The 1379-nt window shown below is 41.8% G+C and carries 2 protein-coding genes and 1 pseudogene; 1 reads left to right on the top strand and 2 read right to left on the bottom strand.

From position 1 onward, the window contains the following. A pseudogene (locus C0K55_RS25645) lies at positions 1-263 on the bottom strand (fimbrial protein); the annotation flags it as partial. A 7-nt stretch (positions 264-270) separates the two neighbouring features. Continuing rightward, positions 271-570, bottom strand: coding sequence for a F1845 fimbrial adhesin operon transcriptional regulator DaaA (gene daaA / locus C0K55_RS25640; protein ID WP_001088797.1), 300 nt, complete (start codon positions 568-570; stop codon positions 271-273). A gap of 568 nt (positions 571-1138) precedes the next feature. On the opposite strand from daaA, the gene C0K55_RS25635 reads away from it, so the two are divergent. Then, positions 1139-1345, top strand: a complete 207-nt coding sequence (locus C0K55_RS25635; protein WP_000730142.1) for a FaeA/PapI family transcriptional regulator — start codon at positions 1139-1141, stop codon at positions 1343-1345. The last annotated feature ends 34 nt before the right edge of the window (positions 1346-1379 follow it).

Below are 1379 nucleotides of genomic sequence, written 5' to 3'. Positions count from 1 at the left end.
GCCTTAAAGGCTGAGCAGCCCTGAACCGTGGCACCGGACTCATACAGACGCACAGTGAAGTCACGCGGCGGCACAGACGCCCCCGTGGACTTGCGGTAAGTCCCGAATGTCAGCCGGCCACTGTTGCCGGTACTGTCCGCATCCACCACCACATGACAGGCCGAGGCCACCACGTCAGCACTGAATACGGTTTTCTGAACAGCGGCGTGAGAAACCCCGCCCCCTGCCAGAAGCAGAAGTACTGAAAGCGATAAATTTTTCATGCAACTGTTATCCCGTATATGGAATACCGGCTTCTGATATATAAAAAGGAACCAGCCTGTTTACCGCCTGATGGGTACGCTGAATACGCCCGAGAGCACCAGAGAAATATCCCTGAGAAACCTCATGTCGTTCACAGGCCTCCCTTCGGGTATAACCCAGAACCAGAAAATCCCTCAGCGCATTAAGAACCTTTTCACTGTGAACCGGAGATATTTCAGCTAATAACCAGAACTGGCTCTCTGACATTTTTCCGGGCGACAAGGTACGCCCGTGCTTCTTGCTCAGATACAGGTCACTGCTGTTCATTTACATCTATTCCAGAAACATAACCAGACAAAAAGACGACATAAATCCGGATAACAAAAATGTATTCACTCTGCTGCCGTCCTGTTTTCTGCGGCGAAGATTATCACGGTGTTTTATAGCGAAAAACATCAATTTCACGATCTTTATAACCAAACAACAACTATTTAATGGCACAAAATCCTGACAAAACCCCGACAACTTAGGATAAAAAACCAAAAACAAAACAAAAAACAGATAAAAAGATCGTTGTTTTTGTAAACACCAATATTGCCTCCTGGACAGATTTTTTGTTCTTATTTAGATATTCATCAAAAAACAGATCCCAATTTTCACAAAAAATATGAATTTAGAATAATAAAAAATATTAAACATGGAAATTAAAAACACAGAAACAAAAATATGCCCAGTCACTAACCACTCAATAAAGCAATAAACAGTCAAAACAGAGCACTACCATTACTAACATCCTTTATTTTCATGTGGTTGCAATGATAAAAGATGGCAATGAGATTCAACGTAAGTAAGGATGTATAATAAAAAGGATTACAGCTAAGAGTGTTAACAGAAGATGAAGAAAAAGCAGATACTGGATTTTATTCAGGAAATAAAGACACCATGCAGAACGACTGATATTGCCTCGCGTTTTGAAATGAGTGCCTATCAGGCCCGCCATTATCTTATGTGTCTTGAAAAAGAAGGAAAAATAAGGCGTACGCCTCTTCGTCGTGGTGCCCGTACTTTATGGGAGGTAGCAAGGGAAACGGAAAAGTATTAATAAAAACATGCATTTTTTCTGCATGAACTTCACT

The sequence above is a fragment of the Escherichia sp. MOD1-EC6098 genome, assembly GCF_002965865.1.
In the GTDB taxonomy this organism is placed as follows: Bacteria; Pseudomonadota; Gammaproteobacteria; order Enterobacterales; family Enterobacteriaceae; genus Escherichia; species Escherichia marmotae.
Note: the sequence above shows the minus strand (reverse complement) of the source record. Positions and strands in the feature narration are given on the sequence as shown.